The sequence below is a fragment of the Chitinophaga sp. 22620 genome (genome assembly GCF_052044405.1).
In the GTDB taxonomy this organism is placed as follows: domain Bacteria; phylum Bacteroidota; class Bacteroidia; order Chitinophagales; family Chitinophagaceae; genus Chitinophaga.
In genome coordinates this window covers 1352331-1376956 of the sequence record NZ_JBQEMV010000002.1, presented here as the reverse complement: position 1 = coordinate 1376956, position 24626 = coordinate 1352331, and the positions used below count along the sequence as shown (strand labels likewise).

General features: G+C 55.6%; 16 protein-coding genes. 15 read left to right on the top strand and 1 reads right to left on the bottom strand.

The features are described from left to right. Nucleotides 1-77: 77 nt before the first annotated feature. The 12 genes from ACTJIK_RS15235 (at nucleotide 78) to ACTJIK_RS15180 (ending at nucleotide 21107) form a co-directional block, all read left to right on the top strand. On the top strand, nucleotides 78-3488 hold the full coding sequence (locus ACTJIK_RS15235) for a TonB-dependent receptor domain-containing protein (RefSeq protein WP_440647546.1): 3411 nt from the start codon (nucleotides 78-80) through the stop codon (nucleotides 3486-3488). Between the two features lie 5 nt (nucleotides 3489-3493). Beyond that, nucleotides 3494-5287: a hypothetical protein gene (locus ACTJIK_RS15230; protein WP_440647544.1), complete on the top strand. Its 1794-nt coding sequence runs from the start codon at nucleotides 3494-3496 to the stop codon at nucleotides 5285-5287. 6 nt (nucleotides 5288-5293) lie between these two features. Next, the gene (locus tag ACTJIK_RS15225) at nucleotides 5294-6562 is read left to right on the top strand and encodes a hypothetical protein (RefSeq protein ID WP_440647542.1); all 1269 of its coding nucleotides are present in this window, start codon (nucleotides 5294-5296) and stop codon (nucleotides 6560-6562) included. A 5-nt stretch (nucleotides 6563-6567) separates the two neighbouring features. Continuing rightward, complete coding sequence (locus ACTJIK_RS15220; protein ID WP_440647540.1) at nucleotides 6568-7587, top strand: fasciclin domain-containing protein; 1020 nt, start codon at nucleotides 6568-6570, stop codon at nucleotides 7585-7587. Between the two features lie 5 nt (nucleotides 7588-7592). After that, a complete protein-coding gene (locus ACTJIK_RS15215; RefSeq protein ID WP_440647538.1) occupies nucleotides 7593-8819 on the top strand; it encodes a fasciclin domain-containing protein in 1227 nt (408 codons plus the stop codon). Between the two features lie 10 nt (nucleotides 8820-8829). Further along, nucleotides 8830-9852: a fasciclin domain-containing protein gene (locus ACTJIK_RS15210; protein WP_440647536.1), complete on the top strand. Its 1023-nt coding sequence runs from the start codon at nucleotides 8830-8832 to the stop codon at nucleotides 9850-9852. 20 nt (nucleotides 9853-9872) lie between these two features. After that, nucleotides 9873-10871 carry a fasciclin domain-containing protein gene (locus ACTJIK_RS15205; RefSeq protein WP_440647534.1) on the top strand — a complete coding sequence of 333 codons (999 nt, stop codon included), beginning with the start codon at nucleotides 9873-9875 and terminating at the stop codon, nucleotides 10869-10871. Between the two features lie 34 nt (nucleotides 10872-10905). After that, nucleotides 10906-14208, top strand: coding sequence for a carboxypeptidase regulatory-like domain-containing protein (locus tag ACTJIK_RS15200; RefSeq protein WP_440647532.1), 3303 nt, complete (start codon nucleotides 10906-10908; stop codon nucleotides 14206-14208). 256 nt (nucleotides 14209-14464) lie between these two features. Next, on the top strand, nucleotides 14465-16291 hold the full coding sequence (locus ACTJIK_RS15195; RefSeq protein WP_440647530.1) for a T9SS type A sorting domain-containing protein: 1827 nt from the start codon (nucleotides 14465-14467) through the stop codon (nucleotides 16289-16291). Nucleotides 16292-16407: 116 nt separating this feature from the next. Further along, nucleotides 16408-18660, top strand: coding sequence for an ATP-binding cassette domain-containing protein (locus ACTJIK_RS15190; protein ID WP_440647528.1), 2253 nt, complete (start codon nucleotides 16408-16410; stop codon nucleotides 18658-18660). 174 nt (nucleotides 18661-18834) lie between these two features. Next, the gene (locus tag ACTJIK_RS15185; protein WP_440647526.1) at nucleotides 18835-20175 is read left to right on the top strand and encodes an alkaline phosphatase family protein; all 1341 of its coding nucleotides are present in this window, start codon (nucleotides 18835-18837) and stop codon (nucleotides 20173-20175) included. 368 nt (nucleotides 20176-20543) lie between these two features. Continuing rightward, nucleotides 20544-21107 (top strand): dihydrofolate reductase family protein, encoded by a 564-nt coding sequence (locus ACTJIK_RS15180; RefSeq protein WP_440647524.1) that lies wholly within the window; start codon nucleotides 20544-20546, stop codon nucleotides 21105-21107. Between the two features lie 12 nt (nucleotides 21108-21119). Here ACTJIK_RS15180 and ACTJIK_RS15175 read toward each other — a convergent pair whose 3' ends face one another. Further along, complete coding sequence (locus ACTJIK_RS15175) at nucleotides 21120-21752, bottom strand: DUF2306 domain-containing protein (protein WP_440647522.1); 633 nt, start codon at nucleotides 21750-21752, stop codon at nucleotides 21120-21122. A gap of 181 nt (nucleotides 21753-21933) precedes the next feature. Between ACTJIK_RS15175 and ACTJIK_RS15170 the strand changes: the two genes are divergently transcribed. The 3 genes from ACTJIK_RS15170 (at nucleotide 21934) to ACTJIK_RS15160 (ending at nucleotide 24623) form a co-directional block, all read left to right on the top strand. Beyond that, nucleotides 21934-22581 carry a Pr6Pr family membrane protein gene (locus ACTJIK_RS15170; RefSeq protein WP_440647520.1) on the top strand — a complete coding sequence of 216 codons (648 nt, stop codon included), beginning with the start codon at nucleotides 21934-21936 and terminating at the stop codon, nucleotides 22579-22581. Nucleotides 22582-22661: 80 nt separating this feature from the next. Next, nucleotides 22662-23330, top strand: coding sequence for a response regulator transcription factor (locus ACTJIK_RS15165; RefSeq protein ID WP_440647518.1), 669 nt, complete (start codon nucleotides 22662-22664; stop codon nucleotides 23328-23330). Between the two features lie 222 nt (nucleotides 23331-23552). Then, a complete protein-coding gene (locus ACTJIK_RS15160; protein WP_440647516.1) occupies nucleotides 23553-24623 on the top strand; it encodes a 3-oxoacyl-ACP synthase III family protein in 1071 nt (356 codons plus the stop codon). The last annotated feature ends 3 nt before the right edge of the window (nucleotides 24624-24626 follow it).

Here is a 24626-nt window from a genome sequence, read left to right as displayed (position 1 = left end):
TAACATCATTATTCCTATAAGGGCAGCGGCAGGCCTGCTCATGGCCGTGCCATGCCCTTCACAGAAAATCACTGACTATGCATAAAAGGTTACACACAAGGCTGTTTTTATGGATGCTGCTGGCCCTTGTTCCCTTCCCTTCCTTTGCGCAAACAAAGGGCGGAACATTCCAGCTCGGCAGGAGCAGCATGACGGCAAAAGAGCTGATCGCCCTGCTGGAGAAACAGGGGGGCCTGCGTTTTACCTACAAAGACGCGGTGGCCGCGCGGCTGGAGCAAACCCTGCAACTACCTTCCGGCAGCATCCGGCTGGAAGAAGCGCTGAACCTGCTCCGCATTGCCGCCGGTATCAGCAACGAACAGAACGGCGATTATATCATTCTCGGCATCACCGGCGAGCCCGTAACGGTGAAGGGCGTTGTGACCGATGCCAAAACCGGCACGCCCCTGCCCGGTGTTACCATCAAGGTAAAAGGCACCAACACCGGCGCCATGAGCGGGCCCGACGGGCGTTTCACCCTCAAGGCCCCTTCCGCGCAGGCCGTGCTCACCGTTTCCTTTATGGGTTATAAGCCCAGGGAAGTAAGAGCGGGTACAGGCGCGGGCAGCCTTACGGTCACTTTAACAGAAAGCTACACGCAGCTCGGCGAGGTGCAGGTAACGGCCTCCAACCGCACGAACACCGAAGCCGCCGTGCTGAACGAACGCAAGAACTCCGGCGTGGTGCAGGATGCGATATCCGCCGCGCAGATGACCAAAAGCGCCAGCATCACCACCGTGCAGGCCCTGCAAAGAGTGACAGCCGTTACCGTAACAGACGATAAATTCGTGGCCATCCGCGGGCTGGGCGACCGCAGCGTGATCGCCACGCTGAACGGCGCAAGGCTTTCCTCCTCGGACCCCGACCGCAGCGTGGTGCCGCTGGACATCGTGCCCGCCGGCCTGCTGGACAATATCACCGTATACAAGACCCTCTCGCCTGACAGGCCGGCCGATGCTTCAGCCGGCATCGTGGAGCTGAAAACCAGGTCTATCCCCGATTCCCTCACACTGGAATTCACCGCGCAAACGGGCTTCAACACCAATATCGGCCTCAACGGCAAATACAACGGGTTTTATAACGACAGGCTGGGCTTCTGGGGCCAGCACGTGAAAGACCACGACCTGCCCGCGGATTTCCTGGCGTTGAAAGACCAGTATCCCAACGGCCTTGTGCAGATACAGGAAATGTTCATCCAGAGCCGCAACAATCCGGCACTCGCGGCGGAATCGCACCGCATCAGCGGTATCATGCAGCGGTTCGAGCCCGTGCTCACCACTTCCTACAAAAATGCCAGCCCCAACCAGGTGTACAACATCGGTTTCGGGAATCTGTATAAGCTGAAGAACGGCCACAAGCTGGGCGTGGTGCTGAACGGCAGCTATTACCAGCGCACGGAAGACATTTACCAGGCCACACGCAATCAATACAGTCTTTTCCAGGGCATTGTAACAGGAAACAAAAATATCTTCAACCAGCTGGCCATTCCCAATTTCATTACGCCGGCCTATCCGCGCCTGGGCAACTACCTGACGTATAAGGAGAACATGGGTAAGAAAACCCTGAACTACGGCCTGCTGGCGGGCCTCACCTATCGTTTCAACGCAAGGCACATTATCCAGGCGCAGGTGGTGGGCAGCCGCGGCGCGGAAACACAGGCCAGCAACCTTACCGGCTCCTGGCAGAACACGGGGATGGAATTCCCGGTATACAACGTGATCAACCAGCTGCGTATGACGCAGCGTACATTCGATACCTATAACCTGCAGGGCGAGCATAAAATACTGGACCAAAGCTGGAGCCCGCGGCTGACCTACAACCTGAGCACTTCGCGCAGCACGCAGAACGACCCTGACTTCCGTTCCACCAATCTCGCCAACCTGCGCACCCTCCGCTATGCGGGCCCGGGAGGCACAGGCATCGGCCAGGACACCTATGCGTTTGTAACAGGCATGGTGCACGGCGTGGGCGACGATTATTCCAGCATTATGGTGGCGGACCCCAACGGCCGCCAGTTCCGCAAGCTCACCGAGCGCAACTACAACGGCAAGGCCGATCTTACACAACCTTTCAAAATAGGCGGCGCGGAACAGGTATTGAAATTTGGTTTTAACTACCTGAAACGCGAGCGTGATTTCACCACCAACATCCTCGGCCTGCCCGCCACCAGCCTCGGCGGTGGCAGCGCGGACCTGCTCAACCAGGTGGGCGGAAATATCAACGAGCTCATCTCCCCAAAATATGTAGGCCTGCAAGACCCCGGCACTTACGACGAGGAAGGCAAGCCCCGCGTAGGCGGATTCCTTTACCAGATCCGCAAATCGCCCAACAACTACACCGGCACCTACGAAACGCGCGCCTTCTACGGCATGATAGACACACGCTTTTTACAGCGCTTCCGTTTCGTGGGCGGCGTACGGTTCGAATCCACAGACATCAAAACGCTGGTGGACACCAACAACATTTTCGTGCCGCTGAACATCAACGCCATCAGCGGCTTTACAGGTCAATCGCTTCGTTACAGCACCCTGAACCCGCGCAACCGCTACGTGGAAGACTACAAACCTTTTTATTCCCTCAACCTTACCTGGTCGCCGCAGGAGAGCATGAACTTCAGGCTGGGCTACAGCACTTCGCTGGCGAGGCCCGAGATCAGGGAGCTGATCAATATCTACGAATACGATCCCTTCCAGTTCGCAGTGGTAGGCGGCAACCCGGACCTGGAGAACCAGTTCACCCGCAGCTTCGACTTCCGCTGGGAATGGTTCCCGCAGCGCGGCGAAGTGCTTTCCGCCTCCGCCTTCGGCAAGATCATCGAGAACCAGTTGCAGCGCGTGTTCTTCTACCGCTCCCCGGGCAACCAGAGCACCGCGCCTGAATTCCCGCTGATCGTGTTCGAGAACGACCCGAACGAAGGCCGCGTGTACGGCATTGAGCTGGAGATAAGGCACAACCTGGGCCGCTACTGGAGCCCGCTGAAACCGGTATTCTTCGGCGCCAACGCGATGCTGGCCTACAGCGAGATCGACAAGAACCCCGCAAGGCTGGAAGCCGCCCGCATCAACGACCGCCGCTCTCCCGCCAAAAGTCCCGTGTTTGAACAGGCGCCCTATTCTGTAAACGCCTACATCGATTTCGAGCACCAGCGGTCCGGCACCAACGTTACCGCCAGCTTCAACATCGTGGGCGCAAGATTGATACAGGTGCAGATGGATGGCACGCCCGACCTGTACGACAGGCCGGTGCCCATGCTGGACCTCGTGTTCAGCAAACATCTCGGCAAACGATGGCTGGTAAGGGGTTTCGGGAAGAACATCCTGAACCCGGACTTCAAACAGGTATATACCAATCCCGGCAACAACGGCAAATACCACGGCACCGCCTACGTTTACCGGCAATACAAAAAAGGCTCCGAAGTATCGCTGGGCATTACTTACAAATTATTCTGATCCACATGCATATACAGACCATCAACCGGAAAATAGCCGCCGTCCTGCTTTTGGCATTGGTTTCCACGACCGCGTGCCTGAAAGAAAAGAAGGACAACCTCATTGAGCCGCTGGACGTTCTGCAGAAATCCAATTCATCCATCCGCATGTTCAACCTGACAGGCGCCGCTGTGGACGTGATGATCAACAACATCCCGCTCACCTCTTTCAACAACACCGGCGGCGCCACTCCGCTGGGGCTGAGCATTTTCCCCGCCGGCAAATGGAACCCGGCCGACAACGGCAGCCCCTTCACCATCCTGAACGGCCTGCTGGATAAGAACGGCAAAGCGCACATGGTGCTCAGCCTGGGAATGATATTGAATAAAGACACCGTATTGCAGAACGACATCACCCAACCGCGTGATTATTACCTGCTGCCCGACGGGAGTATGAAAATGCTGGCCCGGCAGAATGTGCCGCCTTCAAGGCCAGAGAATTTCAGGATCCGGATCATCAACATGGGCGACGAAAACGACGCCCTCGGCCTGGGCGTTCCGCTTTCCCTCACCTGGGCGGACGGCAGCGCGGTAAGCCCGCTGTTGCAAAATGTGGCCTCCAATACCAGTTCAGAATACGTAGAGCTTCCCTATGGCGCATACCAGTTCAAGCTGTTTGCCGGCAGCGGCACAGGCGTTAATGTGATCAAACAGCTGGCGGAACTGCCAGTGAATGCCCTCTTTGACGGTTGCAACCCTGATGCCGTGATACCGCAAACGGGCCTCTTCCCGAGGGTACGCACTTTTAAGCCCGGCGGCGTGTACAGCATCGTGGTGAGCAGCAGCCTGGTCAACTTCTGGGATTGCCTCAGGTATTCGAGGATCGGGAAGATGGTCAACTCCTACCGCATTGTTACCGAGCTGGACCCTGGCGTGAACCATTCCTATGCGCGCATGCACGCAGTGAACGCGATGCCGGGCAAACAGGTAAGGGTAAAGGTGGACGGCGCTTTCATGAGCGAAAGCCCCCTGCCTTATCTCGGATCGCTGCCGGACAACGAAGCCATAAAAGCTGATTATAAAACATTCGTGCAAGGCGAGCACACCGTGCAGGCCGTGGATGAAAAAGGTACTGTGCTGGCAGAGCAAACGCTGCGGCTTTACCCTTACGATAACTACACCATCTGGGTGAACGAAAAGCCCGACGGCAAGCCGGGGCTGTTATTCTCCGCCAACGACATGACCTCCACCCTGTACGCCTCCAACTACAACCAGGGCCAGTACCCGGACGATGGCACCAACGGCACGCCCCGGCGCATCAGTTTCCCGTACGCCTGGCAAAGCAGGTTCCTGAACCTCAGCCCGGACCTCCCCTATGCCACTTTCACCAACGACCAGTCGCTGTTCCAGGCCGGGCCCGTGTATACCGACAGCCTGCGGTACTCCTCCGCTTACGTGAACATCGCTTCCGGCGTACTGCCGCAGCGGAATGCATCCATCATTTATACCCTTCCGCCTAAGAACGGATTTACCTTTTACAGTGCGGACCCTGTCTATGAAATGGACATCACGCCTTCGCTCATCAGGGTATTCAGGAGCCGCCCCGGCAGCCCCGGCGAAATACCCGGCGAATGGCTGCAGCAGGTGGCCCCGCTGGATGCGAAAAAAGCATTCACCGCCAACCCGCAGCTGTATGCCAGCGGAGGCACAGTGCCAAAAGTGGAAACAGGCATTTATTCCATCGCGCTCGTGGGCCGCACCTACAATGCCACCGGCGCGGGCGACAAAGCAAAACTGGTAGTCATCAAGCATAATAAATAACGGATCATGCAAACGAGCAACTTAATATATTCTTTACTGGCCCTGTGCAGTGTAATGACCACGGGCTGCATGAAATACGAAGAAGCGCCGCTGGTGGAGAGCCCTGCTTACATCAGGGTATTCAACAACCTGCCCAAGATCGGCAACGCACTTTACGCCGGGCAGGCCACCCCTTTCCTCACCATGCTGATAGACCCGGAAACGGACGGACAGGGGCTGCCAAACAATGCGGGCATCGTGGGCGACTTCCTTGCCACCCGGCAGCTCTTCAGCCTTTCTTATCCTATCAATGCCGCGAACAGTGATATTTCCGGCTCGGTACTGAGCGGCAGGGGCGGCGCCAGCGCTTCGTTATACCCTTCCAACTTCGAATACCCCGGCAATGCGCATGTGCTCACGGCGCCCGCCATCAACGGCTTCGATCTTTCCGCGTGGGCGCAGATACCTTCCGGCAAACACCGCATCATGTTCATCGTGCGGCCGCAGAATAATACGCCGTTCAAAAACCTGAGCGCTTTAATACGCGGCAACATACTCATAGATACCACGGTGGAGCTGGCGCATGGCGAAGTATACACCATGCATGTGTTGGCGCGCGACCTGGATGAGGCGAAATACGGATTGTACGTGCGTAAGGAAAGCTTTGTGCATGAAACGTTCGACGAGAACAAGATCTATGCGGGCTTTGTGAACCTTTCCGGCAAGCAGCCGAAAGCGATCGGCGCGGGTTACGGATTTGTATATCCTGACAGGCCGGCCATTTACTGCACCTATTACATGCCGGCGGTAAGCCCCAATACCAACAGCATCCAGCTGAATACACTGAAAGGGTTCGACAAGACCTACTTCACCACCCTGCGGCAAAATATGGACACGGCTATCCATTTCCTGGAACTGCCCATGTTGCCAAGGGATTCTTTTTTCCTGCAAAAAGTGATCAGGGAATATGCACCCGAACGCGCTATCATCGAGGGCGGCCCGCTCAATCCCTCAGGCAGGGGCGTGGGCACATTGCCCTCGTTCGCCTTTCATTTTGCGGATGCGGCCAACCCCACCAGGTGGATAACCCTGTTTTCCGCGGCCAACCCGCGCACGTTCAACAACTACGACCCGGTGAACAGCGGGGCAACGAACTTTACGCCCAACCTGAACCTCATCGTGAACAGCAACAACGTGAACAACCTCTACTCCACCCTGAACATTATGGAGATCGTGTATGACCGGGTGTACCTGATGCAGATACAACGCGGTTTCAACACGGTGCCTTTAAACTGATAATCATGAAAGCATACCAGACCTTAATCACTGTTTGCCTCCTGCTCAGCGCAGGCTGCATTAAAACGGAAGACGACGCGCCCGTTAAGCCCGAACGCCAGCTGGGAGTGATCCTGCAGAACAATTACGCCTTCAGCATGTTCTACAGCGCCCTGCAACGCACCGGGCTGGACACAGTTACCGTCTCGCAGGAGCAATACACGCTGCTGGCGCCGGACAACGACGCCTTTATCCTTTCCGGCATAGATAAAGACAGCCTGCAGCGCATGAACGATGCGGCGCTGAAGCAGCTCATCGGTTATCATATCATCAAAGGGAACTACCCTTTTTCAAGCCTGCCGCAAACCATCGACTTTCCGTTTACTTCGCTTGAAGGCACCGTGCTGTATGCCTCCGTGCCCATGGCGCCCAATTCCTGGGATCCGCTAACCATCCATTTCAACGGCCTCAACGTAAAAAAAATGGACATCCTGGCGGCCAATGGCGTGATACATGCCATGGAGAGAGTGTTGCGCTACCCCGCCCCCACTGTGAAACAATGGCTGGAGAATGCGCCGCGGTACAGCCGCTTCACTGCCTCGCTGAAAAAGTTCGGCCTGCTGGACAGGCTTGCCGGCCCGGGCCCCTTCGTGGTGCTGGCGCTGCCCAACGAAGTGTATGACCGTTATGGCATTGACGATGCCGCGCTCGAAAACATCGACACCACTGCTTATAAAAAGCTGCTGTTCAACAACTACACGCTCAGCCCGAGAAGGTTCTTCTGGTCCGATCTTTCGGACGCGCCTATTTCCCAATACGGCTCGGGCGTGATGCCGCCGGTGTTCCTGCAACCCGATGCCGTGCTGGAATACACCTTCGAAGGGTTCAGGGTATTTCCCTACAACTACAAAGAGCTGCAACAGCTGGGCTGGTGGGAGTACGGGGAGCCTGTAAAAAACAGCGACACGGACTATCCCGCGCTGAACGGCGTGGTGCATGGCGTGAGCGGCGTGCTCGTTTATCCTGACAGTGCAAGAATAAATTAAACCTTATGAGAACAACATCTTTTATCATATTGATGACGGGCCTGCTGGGCACAACATCCTGCCTGAAGCCTTCCGATTCGGACATGCAGGTATCCCTTCCCAAGCCCCACTCCGGCACGGACATACACGAAGTGCTGGCGCAGCAGCCGGGGCTGGCGCTGTACAACCAGGCCTATAAACGGCTGGGTATAGACAAGGAAATGGATCACAACAAGGGCTACACGATCTTTGCCGTGAAAGACGCCGGCATGATCGCCGCAGGGCTTACCGCCGGGAAGATCAGCAGTCTGCCTCTGGATTCGCTGAGCAGGCTGATCAGGTATCACATACTGTCCGGCGCGCTGGACGATAATGCCATCCTCAGCGCAGCCTTCACCCTCATTACGCCCACATTCCGGCAGGACACTATTCCTTTCCGCGAACATTACCGGCAGCTCAGCTCGCCGCTGCTGTACGTTTCGGGTAACAGCAAGCTTTACCTGAACGACTATGCCGTATGCCCGCTGCCCTCCGCCATCAAAGCGGCGAACGGGTACATCTACGCGGTAGACAGCCTCGTGCAGCCGCCGCCCGCGCGTACGATGCTCAACATTGTGGACGAAGATCCCGAGCTAAGCCTGTACCGCTTTGCGCTCAACCTCCGGGACAGCATCTTCCGCGACCCGGCGGTTATGTGGGACTCCTACGATCTATACACCGGCTCCGATACATTTTTCCTGGACAACTATTTAGATGAATACGGCCGGCCCAGGCTGGCAAAGCCGACCATCCTCGCGCCCACCAACGCCGCATTCAGGGCCGCGGGGCTCGGCACGGAAGAAGACATCCGCAACTTTGCGCTCAGCGCGCCCACGGAACTAAATATTGATTGGAACACCTACCTCATGACCATCAAATGGTCGCCGCTGGACTCCATCCTGAAGCGGCACATTTTGCACAACGAAGAGCTGCTCACCGGGACGACGGCAAGGATCCCTGTGCTGTACAACGACCTGGCCAGCTCCACTTTCAATAACAGCCTTCTAAACACCTACAAGCGGCCGGTCAGCTATTGGGGCCCGCCCACCTATATCGGCTCTCCCCACAAGCTGCAATTCCTGCAGGCGAACGGCGGCGTGCAGGTACGGTACAATCCGGGCGCAGTGGCCAACATTATCCGCCAGCCCGGCAACAAAGGCATCGCGGTGAACGGGGCGGTGTACAAAACAGATCAACTTTTTAAACCGCGTTAAACTCTACAGGATGAAGATCAGATCAACACTGCTGTACTTCGCAGGCATCTGCCTGCTGGCCTGCGGCTGCAATAAAGACAAGAACCGTAAACCAGAGCCGGAACCCGGCTACACCAGCCGCATTCCCTATGTGCTGCAGGACAATTTCACTTTCGAAGTATTATGGACTGCCCTGCGTTATGCGGACATGCAGGACTCCCTTTTGCAGCAAGGCCCTTACACCTTCCTGGCGCCGCATAACGACGCCTTCGCGCTGTTCAACCTGACGTCCAGCCATCCTTCATACTTTGCCAATTTCATGACCTACCATAAGGCCAGGCAGCTGATGCAATACAGCATCCTCTCCGGCACACTGGCCATAAAGGCGCTGCCCCTGCAGGAAAACAAAGCGTACCTCACGCACCGCGGAACCAACGTGTATATCAGCAAATACGTAGAGAACGGGGATACCGTTGTGACCGTAAACGGCATCCGCCTGAAGAGCCTGGACAACCCCGCCTCCAATGGCTTGATACAGGTATTGTCCGAGCTGCCGAACATAGAGAATTTCCCTTCGCTGATCACTGCGGCGCGCAGCGACACCTCGCTCGCCCTCTTTTCAGCCGCCATGAAACACAGCGGGCTGGCGGATTCGCTGGACGGAGCAAAAGACGCGTTTACCCTGCTGCCACCAGTAAATTCGGCCTGCATGTCTTCAGGCACCGTGCTGGCCTCCATGGAGCGAATATCACAGGCAACGCCCGAAGAATTGAAAACGCTGCTGCGTTATCATATCATCAAAGGACGGTATTTCACCAGCGATCTTTTCCGCGCGGCGGCAGCCGACCCTTCCGGCATCACGATGCAGAACGGTGGCAAGGTGACGATCGGGGGCAGCGCCGGCCAGTTCAACAGCATCCAATTCACCGGCACGGGCAACAACGGTATGGCCGCGGGTATTCCGCCATTCCCGTACCTCCGTTTCGATCTCAGTTCCAATATACCGGCCGGCAACGGCGTGATGCATAAAATAAACGGCGTATTGATCCCCTGACCCATATAAAAAGATCAGACATGACCATACATAAACATATACTGACACTGTGCCTGCTGCTTTTCTGCGCAGCCGCCTGCACCCGTGAAACGGAACCGCCCTCTAACCGGGCGCAGCCCGTTATGCAGGAATACCTTGCCACACAGCCCGACCTTTCGCTGTTCGGAAAGGCATTAAAAAAAGCGGGCCTCGACAAAGACGTACAGCTGCAATCCGGCGGCCCCTTTACCTTTTTTGTACCGGTAGACAGCGCCATGATCCGCGCCGGCTTTACCGAACAGGCCATCAGCAACTATGATGCGGCAGCACTGGCGAAGATACTCCGGTATCATATCCTCAACGGAAGGCTCAGCTCTTCCACACTGGTAGGCAATTACACGCAGGATGCCTTTTCGCTGGAACCTGGCCGCCGGCCCAAAGTGAGCCGCAACTTCCATGGTATATTCCTGAACGGCATCGCCGTCACCACAGCCGACGTAGAGCTGGGAGACGGCGTGCTCCACAAAATAAACGGCATGTCCCTTTTACCCGGCACGGATACGTACGACGCGTTACAACAACACCCCGACCTCACCTTCATCGCATATCTCGTGCGCCACACACAAGGCTGGGAAGCGCTGCTGCGCGAACCTGATACCCTCCGGTGGAAAGGCAACGGTCTTGAGCGCGGCCTCACCTTCCTGGCGCCGACGGACGATGCGTTCAGGGAGGAAGGTTACGATACCCCGGAAGAACTCATGCAGGAAGACCCGGTATATCTGCGCAAACTGCTGGGCTTTTACCTGATAGGCGGCCGCTGGTTCGTATCCGACTGGCTGAACGGCGTGGAATTAACAGGTAACCGGCGCCCGGCCCTCTATGCGCTAAACACCAATACCATGGGGTATTTTATACAGGCAGGAGGCCTCACCTTCCTCACGCCCTTCAACCTGCATGTGCCGCGCATCATCCAGCGCGACATCCTGACGGACAACGGCGTGCTGCACATCGTGGACAGAGTGATAAAAGCAGGCACCTGATCAATATGATAAACGAAAGACAAACACAATACCGATGAAAAAATATTTACTGATCATCATCCTCTGCCTCGGCGCATGGCTGCGGGGCGCGGCCCAGGAAACCAGCGGCGGCCTCCAGGGAAGGGTGTTCAACTCCACCGGCGAAGCTCTCCCCGGCGCATCTGTAACGGCCACGCATATACCCTCCGGTACCCGTTACGGCATGGTCACCTTTAACGACGGGCGTTTCCTTTTCACCGGCATGCGCATCGGCGGGCCTTACCTCGTAGAGATCGCGTTCATAGGCATGAAAAAAGAAACACGCACCATTCCCAAAATAGCCCTGGGCGAACCATTGGTACTGGAAGTGCGGCTGGAAGATAATGCCGCCGCGCTGAAAGAATTAGTGGTGAAAGGCAGCCGGAAACCCACTGCCAACACATACGGCGCGGGCATGAGCATCCGGCAGCAACAGATACAGAACGTACCTACCATCAGCCGCAGCCTTACCGACATCTCGCGGCTGGTGCCGCAGGGATCGAAAGACAATAGTTTCGGCGGGGCGAACTTCCGGTACAACAACGTCACCATAGACGGCGCCATCAACAACGACGCCATTGGTTTCAGTCCCAGCACCGGCGGGCAAACCGGCACTTCCAACATGCCCGGCAGCAGCACCCGCACCAACCCCGTTTCGCTGGACGCCATTGAAGACATGCAGGTATACCTTGCGCCGTACGATGTAAAGATCGGCAACTTCACCGGCGGCAGCATCAACGCCGTAACCCGCTCGGGCACCAACGAAGTGCATGGCTCCATTTACGCCTACGGCCGCAACGGCTCAATGGCAGGGCCGGACAGAACGGGCAACGAGCTGGAGAAAAAAATGCCTTCTTCCTTCCATGACCTGCAAACAGGCTTCAGGGTCGGCCTTCCCCTGATCAAAAACAAGCTGTTCTTCTTTACCAACCTGGAGATCACCGACCGGCAGGACGCCGTGCAGCAGGTTGCGGGCAGCAATGCCTCTAAAGGCGTTCTCAGCAAAAACGACGCCACGGCCATCCGGCAGCACAGTATCGACCACTACGGCTTCGACCCCGGAACGGAAGATATTTTTAATGCCAGCTCCGGCTCGCGCAAGTTCTTTAACCGTATAGACTGGAACATCAATGGCAGCAACCAGCTGGTGCTGCGCAACAACACCATCCTCTCCGACGCCGTGCATATGGACCGCGACCAGCTCAGCTTCCGTTTCGGCGGCATCGCGTACAAGCAGACCAACAACCAGTCGTCTACCGTAGCCGAACTGAAAACCCGCTTCTCCAACCGCTTCAGCAACAGTCTGCTGCTCGGTTATACCAGCATTCACGATTACCGCACGCCCGAAAACGATCCCGCTTTCCCGCAGGTGCAGATCGTGGGCAGAACGCCCGGCTCCACCATCTTCTTCGGAACAGACCGTGAAGCATCGGTATTCAACCTGAAGCAGCGCACCTTCGAATTCACCGACAACGTAACGCTGAGCACCGGCAAACATACGCTCACCATCGGCACCCACAACGAATTCTACGGCATCGATTACGGCTTTGTGAACAGCTGGAACGGCAGGGTGACCTACCAGAGCATAGAAGACTACCTTGCCAACAAACCCCAGCGCGTGCAGGGCAACTTCCATTATTACAACAACAGCCGAGACTACCTGCTGGCCAATCCTTCCGCCAAATTCAACATCTATTTCCTCAGCCTTTATATCCAGGATGAGATCCGCATTTCAGACCGCTTCCGCGTAACGCCCGGCCTGCGCGCCGATTACACCGTGCTGCCCGGCAAACAAACGCTGAGCGACCGCACAAAAAACGCCATAGCAGACCCGGATTTCGGGAATACCTATACCTATACCCCGCTCAGCAGGATCGTGAACAACTATCTTGAAAAGCCATTGATGAGCCCCCGCCTTGGTTTCCGCGCAGAGCTCACGGAAGACCGTTCCGTGGTGCTCCGCGGCGGGGCCGGCATCTTCACCGGCAGGATACCGCTGGCCTGGCTGGGCTACGCCTTTTACAACGACGGCAATTCGTACGGCACCATCGATATGCGGACGGACGGAAGCCCTCCCAGCCCTTTCAGGCCCGGCACCGATCCCCTGAAACCCTCGCCGGGCAATCCTTACCAGGGCATCGCGGGTTTTGCGTACGAGCAGGGAAAGGTGGTGAACGACCGCAATGCGGGCACCACGCAGATAGATGTGATCGACAATGAATTTGTAATGCCCAGCGTATTGCGCGGCAGCATCGCACTGGACTATACGGATAAACGCGGCTTCAAATACACGCTGGAAGGCATGTATACCAAAACGATCAAAGACGTGATGTTCCGCCAGGTGAACCTCAAAGACATCCCCGTGTATTACGCATACGACACGGCTTCCGGCCTGCGCAGGCAGCCGGTCTTTTCCGGCAGCGTAGACTCGCGGCTGGCCAATGCCTACGAGCTGAGCAACACTACCAAGGGATACCGCTACAGCATCACCGGGCAGGTGAGCAACCAGTTTGCAGGCGGGTTCGGCTTCTCCGCCGCGTATACCTACGGTATGTCCAAAGACATCTCCAACGGCATCCGCAACTCCATGGAATCCAACTGGCAGCTGAACCAGGCGCTGAACCCGAATAACCCGGACCTGGCTTATTCCAACTTCGACATACGGCACCGTATTGTGGCCACCGTTTCGTACAGCAAAAAATGGAACGAACAGTTCACCAGCCATTTTTCCCTGCTGGTAACTGCCCAGAGCGGCAGCCCCTTTACCTACGGGTTTGTGAACTTCACCCCGCAGAATACGCCGCAGCAGATAGGGCTGGCCTACATCCCCGCCGTGGGCGAATCCATCCGGTTCTTTGCGCCCATACTGGCTGAAGACGGCCAAACCGTGCTGGTTTCCCCGCAGGAGCAGGCCGCCGCTTTCGACCGTTTTATTGACGGCGATAAATACCTTCGCGGCCGCAGGGGGAATTTTACAGAGCGGAATACGGGCAGAACGCCCTGGAACAACAACGCCGATTTCCATTTCGCGCAGGATTTCCATTTTGGTAAAAAACGCGAAGGCGCCCGTGAGCATACCCTTACGTTTTCGCTCGACATCATCAATCTCACCAACCTGGTTTCGAAGAACTGGGGGATCGCATACTTTGCACCCAACACTTACAACTCCACCGCGAGCGTTGGCCTGCAGCCTTACATTCCGTCCAGGACTTCAGGCGGCTACCCGCTGTACCAGTTCGTGGAGCCGGGGCAACCTTATTCCGTGGACCCTGTGGCCTCCCGCTGGCAGATGCAGACAGGGTTGCGGTACTCTTTCTAACCACCGTTGCATAATTCATATAGGTTAATTAAATCGCTGGCTGCTTTTTAGCAGCCAGTTTTTTTTACAGGTACTTCCTCCCAAAGCTTATCCTGCGCAGCAGCCAGGCTGCCTGCCCAATGGCCCTGGTACATGTTTTATATCGAAGAAGCGGCCACTGACATAAGACTGCAGTACAGCTGCCTATCTTGATAACGCAGTTATTGCCTCATGACGGACATGCAATTTTTTAATTCCCCATAAACCCTGTTTTACCATGAAAAAATTTACCCTGTTCATTCCCCTGTTGCTTCTCTGTACCATTGCCTGGGCGCAGCCTGCGGGCTACCAGCCCGGCACGCAGGTGTGCTGGAACTTCAACGGCCGCGACCACGGCTACTTCAAAGCCGCAGGCAACGGAGAGCGGCACATTCTTATTTCCTTTACCGGTATCGGCGAAACAAGCTGCGTGAACTACGATTCGCAATCGCCGCAGAAATTCCTGAAAGACAACGGCCAGAACTGGGACGGCCGCACCGTGCGCGCTCCCGGGGATACCATCGTCTGGGAGGTGTTCACCATTCCCAATACCTCCAACATGTGGATGGGCGCCTATGTTTCCGATATCAATTATTTTTTCTCGCACATTGCGCCGATAGACACCAGCGAACACTGGCGCTTTCATATCGAAGGGCTGAGCTTCGGCGTGGGACGGCTATGGGCTTACCTCGCCAACTCGCAGGGCGACTACAATCCCTACCGCGGTATCTTCTCCACCACCATCAGCATTGCCGGCACGCAGCAAAGCCCGTCGGTGGTTGGCCCTGCCTCCGCCGGTAAACGCAACTGGGTATGGGTAGGCGAAGAAGATTCCGGCGACACACGGGTGGACTATTCGGTGTGGCTATACGACGCCATTACCGGACCGAAACACTTTACCCTGCAGCCGGATGCCGGCCACGGCGGTGAAACCTGGGATGCCTGCCTGTCCCTGGCCGGAACAGACACCCTTACTAACCGCTGGCTCTGGATGGTGACACGTCCGGATTCCGTCCCGGTAGATCCCGATCCCTGCCCGGTTACCGGCGGCCCCGCCAATTATGTGGCCGGCACACAGGTCAACTGGCAGTTCAACAACCGCTCCCATGGCTACTTCAGAGCAGGAGGCTGCGGCGAGCGGCATGTGCTCGTGGTATTCACCAACGACGAATCGACGGACAGCACCAATTACCAGCTGAACTCCCCCGCCAAACTGCTGGCGGACGCGGGCATTAACTGGAATGGCCGTACGTTGCGCGGGCCCAACGATACCATTGCCTGGGAAATACTGACCGTGCCCTATAACGCCAGCTTTTACGTACCGGGCTACGCTTCAGACATTGCGTATTTCCTCCAGCACATCGAACCGCTGGATACCGCCAGCCACGACCGTTTCCATATTGCGGGCATCGGCCACGGCGCGAGCAGGATGTGGGCTTACCTTATCAATACACAGAATCACAACAGTCCTTACCGGCACATATTCTCCACCACCATCAGCGCATCCACCACCTGGAGCACCGTATATCCCCAGATTACGGCTTACAGCAACGGCAGACGCCACTGGGTATGGCATGGCGCCAGCGACACGCACGGCACAACGCCGCCATGGGCTTCCACCGACCTGTACAATGCCCTCAACGGCGATAAACGCCTGACCATGCAAACCGGCGGCGGATATAACGCCGTTACCTGGGACAGTTGCTTCAGCCTCGCAGGCTCCGACAGCAGCAATAACCGATGGCTGTGGATGGTTACACCGCCGTCTTCCCCGCTCATGCGCATGGCAGCGCCCGTGCAGCCGGTGCGGAAAACGCAGCAGCCGGAAGACCTGCGCATCTACCCGAACCCAACATCCGGCATCGCGCGGCTGAGCTGGAACGGCAAACCCGGAACGGCATACCGCATCAATGTTTCAGACCTGAGCGGCAGGCTGGTGAAAACCGACCCCGGTATACGCGGCAGCACGCATGTGCTGGATATATCCAACTTCGGCAAAGGCCTTTATATCGTAACAATAGAAGGCGGAGGGGAAAAATTCATACTCAAACTGATCCGGGAATAACAGCGGCAACGCCTGTCTCCTGTAAAAGAGCTGTCCTTGTGGCAGCTCTTTTATTTTTACGGCTGTTAGTTCAGGCTTATTTTTTGTGAAGGCAATGCAGACCATTTAACTGAACCATGCAACCTATTTCCATTGTGAACGCCAGGCAGAACAACCTGAAGAATATCTCCCTGAGCCTGCCCAAGAACAAGATCACCGTATTCACCGGCGTTTCCGGTTCCGGCAAATCGTCGCTCGTGTTCGAGACCATTGGCGCCGAAGCGCAGCGGCAGCTGAATGAAACATACGACAGCTTCGCGCGCCACCGGCTGCAACATTACGGGCAGCCGGATGTGGACAAAATAGAACACCTGAACGTGGCGATCGTCATCAACCAGAAAAGAATAGGCGGCAACGCCCGTTCCACCGTAGGCACTGCCACAGACACCTTTACGCTGCTGCGCCTGCTCTTCTCCCGCGCCGGGCAGCCTTTCGCGGGCTATTCCAACGCTTTTTCCTTCAACAATCCCGCCGGCATGTGCCCTAATTGCGAAGGGCTCGGGAAGGTGAACACCATCCACATCAATAAACTGATCGATAAAAACAAATCGCTGAACGAAGGCGCCATCAACTTCCCTACTTTTCAGCCGGGGAGTTACCGCTGGGCGCGGTACACCCTGTCCGGCTACTTCGACAACGATAAAAAACTGCGCGATTACACACCCGAAGAATGGGAGCTGCTGCTGAACGCCCCGGAGCATAAGCCGCCGCAACCCTTGCCGGGCTGGGGCAAAACGCAGCTGTACGAAGGCGTGATCCCCCGTATTACGCGGACCTTCCTGAAAAGAGAATCAAGATCGTTTACCCGTAACCGTGAGGAAATGTACCAGGTGATGAGGCTGGACGATTGCCCCGTTTGCCACGGCGCGCGGCTCAATCAACAAGTGCTGGCGAGTAAGATCAAAGGGAAGAATATTGCGGATTGCGCCGCCATGCAGGTGAACGAGCTGATCAGCTTTCTTGAACAGATCAAAATAAAAAACGTCCAGACCGTTGTGGCCGAGCTGATCAAAAGATTGCAGCACCTGGCGGACATCGGCCTTTCCTACCTGAGCCTAGACCGTACCACCTCCACCCTTTCGGGCGGCGAAAGCCAGCGCATCAAAATGGTGAAGCACCTGGGCAGCAGCCTCACCGGCCTCATCTACATCTTCGACGAGCCCAGCACCGGCCTCCACCCCGCCGACGTGCAGCGCCTGAACCGCCAGGTGGAGCAGCTGCGCGACAAAGGCAATACCATCCTCATCGTGGAGCACGACCCGGACATCATTGCCATTGCGGATCACGTGGTGGATATGGGCCCGAAGGCGGGAATTCATGGCGGGGAAATAGTCTACCAGGGTGGGTTCAACGGCCTGAAACGTTCCAAAGGGCTTACCGGCGCCTATTTCCGGCAGCAGCACATCCTGAACGAACATCCCCGCCAAGCGACCGGGCATTTTACGATATCCCACGCCACGCTGCATAATGTGAAGGACGTAACCCTGCATATTCCCAAGGGCGTGCTGAACGTTGTTACCGGCGTGGCCGGTTCCGGCAAAAGCACGCTCATCAACCAGGTGCTGCCCGAGCAGCATCCTGACGCAAGGCTGATAGACCAGTCGCCGCTGCGCGGTTCACGCCGCGCACACATCGCCTCCTACACCGGCGTGTTCGACTACATCAGGGGCCTGTTCGCCAAAACCGGTAAAACCAGCGCCGGCCTGTTTAGCGCCAACAGCGAAGGCGCATGCCCGGAATGCAAAGGCCTTGGCGTCATCATCCTCGACCTTGCGTTCATGGACGACGTGGAAGAGCTTTGCGACGCTTGCAACGGCAGCGGTTACAACCCGCAGGCGCTGCGTCACAAATGGCATCATAAAAATATCGCCGAAGTGCTGGCCATGACCGTGGAAGAAGCCATCACCTTCTTCAAGGGCCATTCCGTGCAGGGCACGCTGGAGAAAGTGGACAGGCTCGGGCTGGGGTATCTTACGCTGGGGCAGTCGCTCAATACCTTTTCCGGCGGCGAACGGCAGCGGCTCAAGCTGGCCACGGAAATGGAAGAAGAAGGGCAGCTCTTCGTCTTCGACGAACCTACCACCGGCCTTCACCCTTCAGACACGGCGCAGCTGATGAAGATCTTCCAGGAAATGGCAGACAAAGGCAATACCGTCATCATCATCGAGCATAACGTGGAAGTGATCAGCCAGGCGGACTGGGTGATAGACATCGGGCCGGGCGCGGGGAACAAAGGCGGGAAGGTGGTGTTTGAAGGCACGTTGAAAGAACTGGTGCGGGCGGAGCATAGCGTGACGGGGAAATACCTGAAAGCCTATTATTCAAAATAAGGCCGGCCAAACAGGCCCTGTCAGCCGGGTTCCGGAGTTAGAACCAGCAGCTGCGGTATCCCCGGAAGGCACCTCGAATTAAAGTTTTTTAAACCTTAATTAAAGATTTCGTAACATTATTAATTACAAAGTGTAAATGTTATTTTAGATGTTTATACCCTATAACAGATCCAAATGAAGAAGATAATATTTGCACTTTTAGCCGTGCTTTCCCTGGAAACCGTTACCTATGGCCAGGATCAGCATGTCGTTCTGATCAGCATCGATGGTTTGAGGCCCGAATTTTACAAAGACCCGACCTGGAACATGGTGAACCTCCGGCAGGCCATGCAGGAAGGCGTGTATGCAGACGGGGTGGACGGCGTTTTCCCGACCGTTACCTACCCTTCCCATACCACCATGATCACCGGTGTGAAACCGCTCAGGCACGGCGTTTATTACAATACACCTTCCGAACCGCTGGGCGCTACCGGCAAATGGATATGGGATTACAACACCATCAAAACGCCCACCCTCTTCAGCGCGGCAAAAGCGAAAGGATTAAAAACCGCATCCGTATACTGGCCGGTTTCCTTCAACTCCCCCGCCACCTGGAACTTCCCGGAATATTGGTACCTCTCCGATAAAAAAAGCCGCATCACGCTCAAAGCATTAAAAGAGAACACCACTCCCGCCGGCCTGTATGAAGAGCTGGAAAACAATGCCCTGGGCAAGCTGGAAGACGTCGACTTCAGCGGCGATTACCTCGGCCTGGACGATAACCTCGCCCGCACAGCCTGCTACCTCATCCGCAAATACAAACCTGCATTCACCGCCGTACACCTCGTGATGGTAGACCACTTCGAGCATGAACAGGGCCGCGACGGCGACAAGGTAAGGGCCGCAGTGGCCAGTGCGGACCGTGCCGTGAAAAGCATCCGCGAAGCGATAGACATGGCGGGCATCACCAAAAACACCACCGTTATCGTAACCGGCGACCATGGTTTTGTGGACATCCATGCCGTAGTGGCGCCTAACGTGCTGCTGGCCAAAGCAGGCCTGTACGACCCGCAGCAACCCGGGAACTGGAAAGCCTATTTCCACACCGCGGGCGGCGGTTGTTTTTTGCAGCTGAAAGACAGGAACGATAAACAGACCAGGGATAAAGTGATGCAGCTCCTGAAAAGCCTGCCGGTACAGCAACAGCAGACCTTCATCATCAAATCCCGCGAAGAGCTGGACGCCATCGGCGCCGACCCTACCGCCGCCTTGGGGCTGGCCGCGCAGCAGGGTTATGCTTTCACGCCTGCCTCCACCGGCGAATTCATCCGCGGAGCCAAAGGCGGCACACATGGTTTTTATCCTGATTTTAAGGAGATACAGACCGGGTTCGTCGCCTTCGGCAACGGCATCAGGAAAGGCGGCGTGATACCGCAGATGGGGCTGGTAGACATTGCGCCGCTGGTGAGCAAACTACTCCAGCTGGATATGCCTGCAGGCGATGGCCTGCTGCTGAATGGGGTGCTGGCGAAATAGAGGTTAATATGCAATAATAAAAGGGCCGCTGTTCATGGAATGGCGGCCTTTTACTTTTCGCCTATGCCGATCCATTCATGTTCGATGCTGGTCATGAGTAAAGCGTTGTTGAAGCACAAAAAAGCCGCTGGGACCAGCGGCTTGTCAGTTTACCTACAACTGTTTATACTGTTTACATTGGTAGTAGTATAATCAAGGCATAAAGTTAAAACAACCGCGGCCCTTCCCTGCGCTACTTTCCGTAAGGTTACCGGTTACCTCCGGGTTAGCGCGGGGCCTGTCGGCATCGCCCCGTTGAAATGTCGTTATTCCCCCCGCTGCTTTTCCGCATATTGCCGGACATTTACAGTACAATAAAAAACAAGATCATGGCAAGGATCATCACACTCTCCATGCACGTTTCGCTGGACGGCTATGTGGCCGGCCCCAAAGGGGAAATAGACTGGATAAAGTTCGACGACGAATTGTTCGGCTTCGTGGGCGACAAGACCGAAGAAGCGGATACAGCCCTGTACGGCCGGAAAACATTTGAAATAATGGACAGCTACTGGCCCACCGCCGACCAGAAGCCCAATGCGGGCAAACACGACAGGCAGCATGCCGCATGGTACCGGAGCGTCAACAAAGTAGTGCTCTCCAGGACGATGAAAAGCAACGATCCCAAAACCAGGGTGATCAGTGAAAATGTGCCTGAGCAGATCAGGGCGCTGAAGGAAGAACCGGGCAGGAACATCCTGATCTTCGGCAGCCCGGGCGCGTCACAGGTGCTGATAGAGCACAACCTGATAGACGAATACTGGCTGTTCGTGAACCCGGTGGCTATCAACAAGGGCATTCCCCTTTTCCAGCAGAATACCCTGCAGGAGCTGAAGCTGGTCAACTCTCACATTTACGCCTGCGGCGTGATCTGGCTGCATTACCGCAAGCTGTGATACTCCCGCTATTCAGGCTTTACGGCGGTAAGCCAGTACCATTTCATAAATGTAAAGCGGTACCGCCCAGCCCAGCCAGAAAAAGGTCGGGGAGGTGTCCGCAAAATCGCCCAGGCGCTGCACGGCCGGCAGCTTCAGCAGGCTGCCTGATACCACGAAGGCCAGGGTAACGATGTAGCTGCGGGTCATCCATTCCTTATGCAGCTTGAATTTCCGGCTGATGGCGGCGCGGTAGGCAATGAAAGTAGATGTAAGCCATACGCTCACCCATACCTGCGCCGAAAAGGCATAAGGCCAGTTGACGCTTTTGGCCGTGGTGAACGCAAGAATAAGCGCACAGAGGCCGCTGGCGGCAATGGCCAGCAGGTACAACACCCCTACGATCCTGTGCAGGCGCGGGTTCTTACTCCTCAGCCGCTCCCAGAACTGGAAAGGTCCCATTATCAAAGCTCCGCCGCCCGCGGTAATGTGCAGTATCAATATCCACCGGAGGTTAAAGTATTTGCCCAGCGCTTCCGGCGTCATTTCCAGGAAGTGATCCGCCTTATGCATAAAGCTCCAGGTAAGGAAAGCGATGCCCGCCCACAGCATCAGCAGCATGATCTCAGCGATGTTCCAGGGCCGGGCGGGATATGTATTTTTCATGTCGGTTCCGTTTTTATGGAACACAAAAATCAGCACCGCGGCCGGTTCATTCAATAACGGAATAATTATTCAGGCAGGGAAAAATTATTCCCTGTGCGCCGGTATTGACAAAACAATCAAAAGCCATCCAAAAAGTATGTAACTTAAATGGGCATACTATCATTCACCCGGCAAGATGCTCATGAAAACACCTTCCAGATCCCTGAAAACATACGCAGCAGCTGGCGCTTTGCTGGGCTGGCTGGCCGTTTTGGGCCAGTTATACCTTACGTTCACCATCAGAACGGTGTCCGTGCCGGAACAATTGCTCCGGTTCATTGGTTATTTCACCATCACCACCAACACGCTTGCAGCGCTATGTTATACTTCGTTCTGGCGGGAGGGCAAAGGCCGCTTCAGCCAGCTGCTCCGCAAACCATCTTCCGTTTTTGCCATCACGGTGTTCATTATTATCGTTGGCGTGATATATAACCTGATCCTCCGTTTTACCTGGGAGCCGAAAGGCCTGCAGCTGGTGATCGACGAGCTGCTGCATTCCGTGCTGCCGGTCATGTTCCTTTTCTTCTGGATACTTTTTTTGCCGAAGCACGATATGAAAATGAAAGAGTTTAACCCCTGGCTGCTCTACCCGCTTGTTTACATAGTCTACGTGATCACGCTGGGCCTGTTCACCGGCCATTACCCCTACCCTTTTGCAGACGCCTCTCTGCTGGGCTATCCCAAAGCTTTGCTGAACGGCGCGGCCATGATGGCGGGCTTCTGGGCCTGCGCCTGGCTGCTCATGGGCGTTGCCCAGCTGGGGAAGCGCAGGAAAACAGAACACGTATAAGACGGTTCCTCCGGTGTACCCGGTCCGTTCATGAAATGTACTGTTACGGATTTATTCTAAATTGGGGGATAATTTGCCGCATGAAGCTCCTGGTGATTGAAGATGAGGCAGACCTCGCATCCAGCATAACAGGGTACCTCGCCGATTACACCTGCGAAACGGCCGGTACTTTTGCCGAGGCGCTGGAAAAAATAGAACAGTATGAGTACGATTGTATACTGCTGGACATCATGTTGCCCGGCGGGGATGGCCTACGCGTGCTGGAAGCGTTCAAACGGCTGAACCGGCAGGACGGCATCATCATTATTTCAGCCCGCAATGCGCTGGAGGATAAAGTAAAGGGATTAAAAAAAGGGGCGGACGATTACATTGCCAAACCCTTCCACCTGTCTGAACTGGCCGCGCGCATTCATTCGGTGATACGCAGGAAGAACTTTTCAAACTCGGATGTGATCACGCAGCATGAGCTGAGCATAGACCTCCTGTCTAAAAAAGTGCAGGTGCATCAAAAAGATATCCCGCTTACCAGGAAAGAATTCGAGCTGCTGCTCTATTTTTTAGGCAACAAAAACAGGGTGGTCTCCAAAAGCGCCCTGGCAGAGCATCTTTCAGGCGATATCGCGGATATGCTGGACGGTCATTCCTTCGTGTACACGCATATCAAGAACCTCAGGAAAAAACTCACGGACGCCGGCTATGGCAACTACCTGAAAAATGTGTACGGCACCGGCTACAAGTGGGAAGATTGATCCTCATTCATACATCTCAACAGCGCCTTCCGGGTTTGCTTCAGACTGGCCGAATGGCCGATTTTCTGATCAAAATCGCGGTAAAACGCCGTTTTATTATTATTTTACCCCCGTAAACTTCCATCAGTTGAATTTTTTGCAGGATTTTTGTAGCAACGAGCTTGTTAAGGATCCCTTCATACGATAAAGCCGGGGGGACCTTTTACAACTAAAACTATTGCAATGAGCACATCGACTGTTATAACGGGCACGGGTAGTTTCATTCCACCGGTCATCAAATACAACCGGGAATTTGCCGTAAATGATTTTTACACCCAGGACCAGGAGCGGATCCCCAATGCAGCTGAAGAGATCATTGAAAAATTCCGGAAGATCACCGGCATATCGGAGCGGCGCTATGCAACAGAAGACATGAGCACTTCAGACATGGCCTGCCTTGCGGCCCAATACGCGATCGCGGACGCGGCCATAGACCCTGAAACCATCGATTACATTATCGTGGCGCATAATTTCGGTAATGTGATGAAGCACACCATCCAGATGGACGCCGTGCCTTCCCTCGCCTCTCATGTAAAACATGCGCTGGGTATCGCCAATCCTTCCTGCATCCCGTACGACCTGCTGTTTGGCTGCCCCGGCTGGGTGCAGGGCCTCATGCAGGCAGACGTTTATTTCAAGGCCAAAGCAGCCAAACGCTGCCTGGTGATCGGCACGGAAATGCTGAGCCGGGTGATAGATATGTATGACCGCGACAGCATGATATTCAGTGACGGCGCGGGCGCCTGTGTTGCGGAAGCCCGCGAAGATGCGGATAACGGCATCCTTGGCAGCAGCGCCGCTTCTTATGCGCTGAACGAATTGCAGTATATCAATATGGGCAAGTCCAATTTCCCGGGGTCCGATGAGCGCATCCGCTTCATTAAAATGCAGGGGCGGAAGGTGTATGAATTCGCGCTGAAATATGTACCGCTGGCCATCAAAAGCTGCCTGGAAAACGCCGGGGTAACGCTTTCCGATGTGCGGAAAATATTCATCCACCAGGCCAACGAAAAAATGGACGACGCCATCATCAAGGCCCTGTATGCCCTGTATGGGCAAACTGTGGTAACGGAAGAGGTAATGCCCCTGAATATCCGCGAACTGGGGAACAGCTCTGTGGCCACCATCCCTACTTTATTTGATATGGTGCGGAAAGGAGCCATTCCCCAGCACAGCGTTTCGCCCGGAGATATCGTTGTTTTCGCGTCGGTAGGCGCCGGCATGAATATCAACGCCGTATGCTACAGGATATAACCC